The organism is Mesorhizobium sp. FG116 (genome assembly GCF_057809835.1).
The window spans coordinates 1-4,964 of record NZ_JBMDKS010000070.1; the positions used below are offsets into that span (position 1 = coordinate 1).

A 4,964-nucleotide genomic window follows, 5' to 3' on the forward strand; every position below is an offset into this window, starting at 1 on the left:
GTACTGTTGATCCCAGCCCGGCGGCCATGGCGTGGCTGTGCGGCACGCTAAGGCGACTTATTTCCCCATCGCCATGTCAGCGGCGGCGAGCAATTCATTGGTAAGCGGTGTTCCCGGGCCACCTTTCGGGAGTGATCGCGATCTGTGAGGTTGCCGATCCTGTATTGGGATCGGAGATAGGCTTGTGGCTGGACTTGACCTTATGCTTGACCCGGAGCGGCAGCCTCGGCGTTTTGAGGTGATCAACGGCGCTGGCGGCCGGCGTCACTGGTCGATGGATGACAAGGCGCGGATCGTCGCGGAGACGCTGGAACCGAACGCAATGATTTCCGAAGTTGCCCGGGAACACCGCTTACGTCCTTTTCGGATCAGCCTGCGAACCATGGAAGGCCGCCGCGGCATCGGTCGGGAGCGGACCGGCGCCACGGCGGCAAAGTCGTCAGGTGACGACATCGAGCTTGCCCCAGCTACGATCACCCGCGTCGACCGCCCACACTGGGGCAAGGGGATATAGATCCGGAGATGGTTAACCGCTGTCAAACGGCAGCCATGTGGAACGATCTGAACCCGCTCGGGAAGCCCATGCGAGCCGTGGCGAATTTCGAACAGCGTTTCTCACGACAGCGGTCTTCCACTGTAACCTTGCAGAGACCTCTCCAGCAGGAGTATCGCACCTTGTCTGGTAAGCTCTACCGGATTGCCCGACGCCGTGGGGTCAACAACGGCCATGTCGGCAATCAGTCCTTTGCGCATCTCGTCAAAACCCAAATCCCTAACCAGCCCGGACAACGTGTCTGGTACCTTCAGTTCGCGGCGCAGCATCAGGATCGCCTCGATAAAACCGTCGTAGCCGCCAGCGATTCCACAATAGGCTGCCAACCGCCGCACGCGCCCTTCTATCGCATCGCGATTGAATGCAAGTACATACGGCATGAATACAGCATTGGTCATGCCATGATGGGTATCGTAGAGAGCGCCAACGGGGTGCGACAATGCATGGATAGCCCCAAGGCCCTTCTGAAAGGCGGTGGCGCCCATCGCAGCCGCACTCATCATATGAGCGCGAGCTACGAGATCGCTACCATTTGCGAAAGCTTTTGGTAGATTTTCGAGAACCAAGCGAACGCCCTCCACCGCAATGCCGTCAGCCATCGGATGATATCCTGGCGAGCAATAGGCTTCCAAACAATGAGCAAGGGCATCCATGCCTGTGCCGGCGGTGATGACAGGCGGCATTCCGGACGTGAGTTCGGGATCGGCAATAACGATTGTGGGCAGCATCTTCGGATGAAAGATGACCTTCTTGGTGCGGGTCTTCTCATCGGTAATTACGCTTGCCCGACCAACCTCGGATCCTGTGCCCGCAGTTGTCGGCACCGCTACGATCGGCGCGATCGCTTGCGCGTCAGCGCGCGTCCACCAGTCGTCAATATCCTCGAAATCCCAGACCGGCCTTGTCTGACCAGCTTGAAAGGCCACAAGCTTGCCAAGATCCAGCGCCGACCCTCCGCCCAGCGCGATAACACCGTCGTGGTTTCCTTTCTTGAAGACGTTGACGCCCGCCGCAAGATTGGACCCAACCGGATTGGGCTTCACCTCGAAGAATACGTTGTAGGCGATGCCCGCATCGTCAAGGATCTTGAGAGCCGAGCTGACGATCGGCAGCTTGACCAGAACAGGGTCCGTAACAAAAAGCGGTCGTTTGATACCCGCGGTGGCAAGCGCATCAGGCAGCTCTCGGATGCGGCCGATCCCGAAACGGACGGTGGTAGGATAGTTCCACTTAGACGTAAACATTTTCATTTTGGTGCTGTCCCTTCTGGATAGCTGGCTATCAAAATTGAGTGGGCGCCGTGCCGCACTGTTGGGTTGGGAAATGGGTGGCAGCCGACCCAAATTGTTCGTCATACGTCAGAGCGCTACCCCTGGATGAAAACATTCGGACAGGTCAAATCGTTGCGATCGTTCCGACTTGCGACGATCGACCTTTCCGGACCGCTCGGCTTGCAAGCTGTGCCTCTGCGACCGCAATCCACATCTGGCCGTCCGTCGTGATGAGCCATTCAACATTGATGGAGGCGTGAATTGGCGAGCGCAGCTTCATCGCCCCCGTCATCCCTCGCAGCAGTTACCTGAAGCAAGGCTCCTAGTATCGCTCAAATCCTCGATGCAGCTCCCAGTCCGTGACTCGGCGATCATACTCATGCTGTTCCCAACGCGCCGTATGGACATAGTGATCGATGACGTCCGGCCCGAATGCGGATTTCAACAGCACCGAGCTCGCCAACGTCTCGGTCGCGTCACGCAAGGTCTTTGGAATTTCTGGTAAAACCGACACCTCGTAGGCACTACCGACGAATGGCTCCTGCAAGGACAACTTCTCGTCGATGCCCGCGAGGCCGGCTGCTATTAGCGCGGCAAAGGCGAGATAGGGGTTTAGATCCGCACCGCCGATGCGGCACTCCATGCGAATTCCCTTCGTGCCCTGCCCGCACAAACGAAAACCGGCGGTACGATTGTCCTCCGACCACACGATCTTCGTCGGAGCGAAAGTGCCCGACTGAAACCTTTTGTAGGAGTTGACATACGGCGCCAGGAACCACGTGATTTCGTTCGCATACTTGAGTTGGCCGGCGCACCATTGCTGTCCGATTTCGGAAAGGGTCCATCTCGCCGCGCTATCGAAGAACAACGGCTTCGAACCATCCTCGCTCCACAGGGAATTGTGGATATGGCTGGAATTACCGGCAATGCCATAGTTGTGCTTTGCCATGAATGTTATCGACTGTCCCTCCTGTTCCGCGATTTCCTTTGCACCATTTTTCAAAATCGCGTGCCGGTCGGCCATTGCGAGCGCCTCGGCATAGCGCACATTGATCTCTTCCTGCCCCGGCCCAGCCTCTCCTTTTGAATTCTCGATTGGAATTCCGGCCGCGTGCATCTCGTTGCGCAGACGGCGCATTACACGTTCTTCTCGCGTCGTGATGCCGATCTGATAGTCGCCGATATAGGGCGAGGCGGAGAGGAGGTTCTGCCAGCGTTTTGCCCGTGCCGACTCATAACTTTCGCTGAGTAGGTAGAACTCCAGCTCAGTGGCAAAGTAGCCTCGGTAGCCGCGATCTGCCAGCCGAGCGACCTGCTTGCGCAAGATAGCGCGGGGCGTGTGGGGAACGTCATCGTGGTGATGATCCTGGATGTCACAGATCACCAGAGCCGTCCTTTCCAACCAAGGAACCCGGCGTAGGGTGGACATATCCGGCTTCAATATGAAATCGCCATAACCTCGTGTCCAGTTCGCCGACTCGTAGCCAGACACTGGCTCCATGTCGATGTCCAGGGCGAGGAGGTAATTGCAGGCGTGCGTCATCTCGTGCGCGGACTCGACAAAGAACGAAGCAAGGAAGCGCTTTCCGAACAGTCGCCCCTGCATATCGACACCGCAACATAGAACGGTTTCAATATCTCCATCATCGACTGCTTCTCTTAATTCATCAAAAGTCATGATACTCACGGTCACGTATCTCCCGAGATCCACTGTAGATGCTGATAAAAGTCCGAAATATCTGAGCGTTAGATGCCGACCGAGGGACCAGAGGCGCTGAGCGCTGCAAGTGCTTCGACGTGTAACCTAGGGTTGGCCGCGGCGAGCAGGTTTCCATCGAAATCCGGCGATATCTCACGCCCGTGCCAATCGGTGATGACCCCACCCGCGCCTTGAACAACGGGCACTAGGGCCATGACATCATAGATATGGAGCCCACTCTCGACGACGAGGTCCACATGCCCGGATGCGAGCAATCCATAGGCATAGCAATCGCCGCCGAAGCGGCGCATCCCGACCACTCGTGACAAGTTCGCGAATTGCGTCGAGGCCGTTCCTGCAAACATATCAGGGGACGTTGCAAGAAGCCTCGCCGACGCTAGTGGCCGGTTGCTCGACTTGGCGGTTTGATCGCCGAACCACGTCTGGCCCCCGAATGCATGCCAACGCTCGCCGAGCGCTGGCATGTCGACGACGCCGAGTATCGGTCGACCACGAAACGCCAGAGAAATTAAAGTTCCAAAAAGTGGAATGCCGGTAATAAAACTTTTCGTACCATCAATCGGATCGATCACCCAGGTTAGCTGTCGAGCAAAGTCGCCTCCTTCCTCCTCGCCTAACACTCCATGATCGGGATAGACCTCGTAAATCTCCTCCCGCAACCTTCTTTCTATTGCCTTGTCGGCGATCGTCACGGGGCTTTGGTCGGCTTTCGACTCAATATCAATTGACGTTCGGAAATGTGCCCTTGCAATAGGACGCGCCAAATCGGCAAGCTCATTGGCGAAATTCATATAGCTCTGCATTTGAACGAAATCGTCATCCATTGCGAAACGCCCGCATATTTGATTGTTAATGATAAGAGTCGCTACACTTGGCCAATCCAGAGTGACCAATCTGGATGGTGAAACTGCGTGCGCGCTCGCATGTACTTCCAAGTACCGTACTTGTAGTAGTCGAAATTAAGCGTGGACATGGCTTCCTGGATCATCGCCCAGGTTGCCCATTTCAAGTCGCTCAAAGCTCTGCAGACTTTGATGCGGGCGTCGATCCGATGATCCCATCGGCCAAAATATTCCTCGATTGCCTCTTGCTCGATCCGGCGAGGAAAGGCCATCTCGCAGAACCAGTTGGCGATTTCGAAGGTTCGTTCGTTGTTGGATGCGTACTCGAAATCAACAAGCATCACGCGATCGTCGGCATTCAACAAGAAATTCCCGGCAAGGGTGTCGTTCATACATGGCACAAGTTCTATCCCTGACGCGGCAAATGCGGACTTCGCCTCGTCAAAGCAACGCATAAGAAAATCTTGATCGTTTGGTAGCCGACCCTTGACTTGGTGCGCCTGATCGATGTGCTCCTCGATCATGTCGAAGATCGTCTTCGTAAGCCTCAGCGGCCCAGAGTCGTTGAAATTGCGCAA

At 56.2% G+C, this 4,964-nt stretch carries 5 protein-coding genes; 1 reads left to right on the top strand and 4 read right to left on the bottom strand.

Features of this window, described 5'->3' with window-relative positions:
• Positions 1 to 184 precede the first annotated feature (184 nt).
• On the top strand, positions 185 to 514 hold the full coding sequence (locus ACODTY_RS23265; protein WP_488996548.1) for a transposase: 330 nt from the start codon (positions 185 to 187) through the stop codon (positions 512 to 514).
• A 101-nt stretch (positions 515 to 615) separates the two neighbouring features.
• Here ACODTY_RS23265 and ACODTY_RS23270 read toward each other — a convergent pair whose 3' ends face one another.
• The 4 genes from ACODTY_RS23270 to ACODTY_RS23285 all read right to left on the bottom strand — a co-directional run.
• Positions 616 to 1,803, bottom strand: a complete 1,188-nt coding sequence (locus ACODTY_RS23270) for an iron-containing alcohol dehydrogenase (RefSeq protein ID WP_488996549.1) — start codon at positions 1,801 to 1,803, stop codon at positions 616 to 618.
• A 343-nt stretch (positions 1,804 to 2,146) separates the two neighbouring features.
• A complete protein-coding gene (locus tag ACODTY_RS23275; RefSeq protein WP_488996552.1) occupies positions 2,147 to 3,502 on the bottom strand; it encodes a glutamine synthetase family protein in 1,356 nt (451 codons plus the stop codon).
• 68 nt (positions 3,503 to 3,570) lie between these two features.
• Positions 3,571 to 4,368, bottom strand: a complete 798-nt coding sequence (locus ACODTY_RS23280; protein WP_488996550.1) for an inositol monophosphatase family protein — start codon at positions 4,366 to 4,368, stop codon at positions 3,571 to 3,573.
• Positions 4,369 to 4,409: 41 nt separating this feature from the next.
• The coding region (locus ACODTY_RS23285; RefSeq protein ID WP_488996551.1) for a phosphotransferase family protein at positions 4,410 to 4,964 on the bottom strand (555 nt) is incomplete at its 5' end.

What these genes read in the sequence shown, in the direction of transcription:
- ACODTY_RS23270 (WP_488996549.1), bottom strand. Translation starts at nt 1,803, where the DNA reads ATGAAAATGTTTACGTCTAAGTGGAACTATCCTACCACCGTCCGTTTC.
- ACODTY_RS23275 (WP_488996552.1), bottom strand. Translation starts at nt 3,502, where the DNA reads ATGACTTTTGATGAATTAAGAGAAGCAGTCGATGATGGAGATATTGAA.
- ACODTY_RS23280 (WP_488996550.1), bottom strand. Translation starts at nt 4,368, where the DNA reads ATGGATGACGATTTCGTTCAAATGCAGAGCTATATGAATTTCGCCAAT.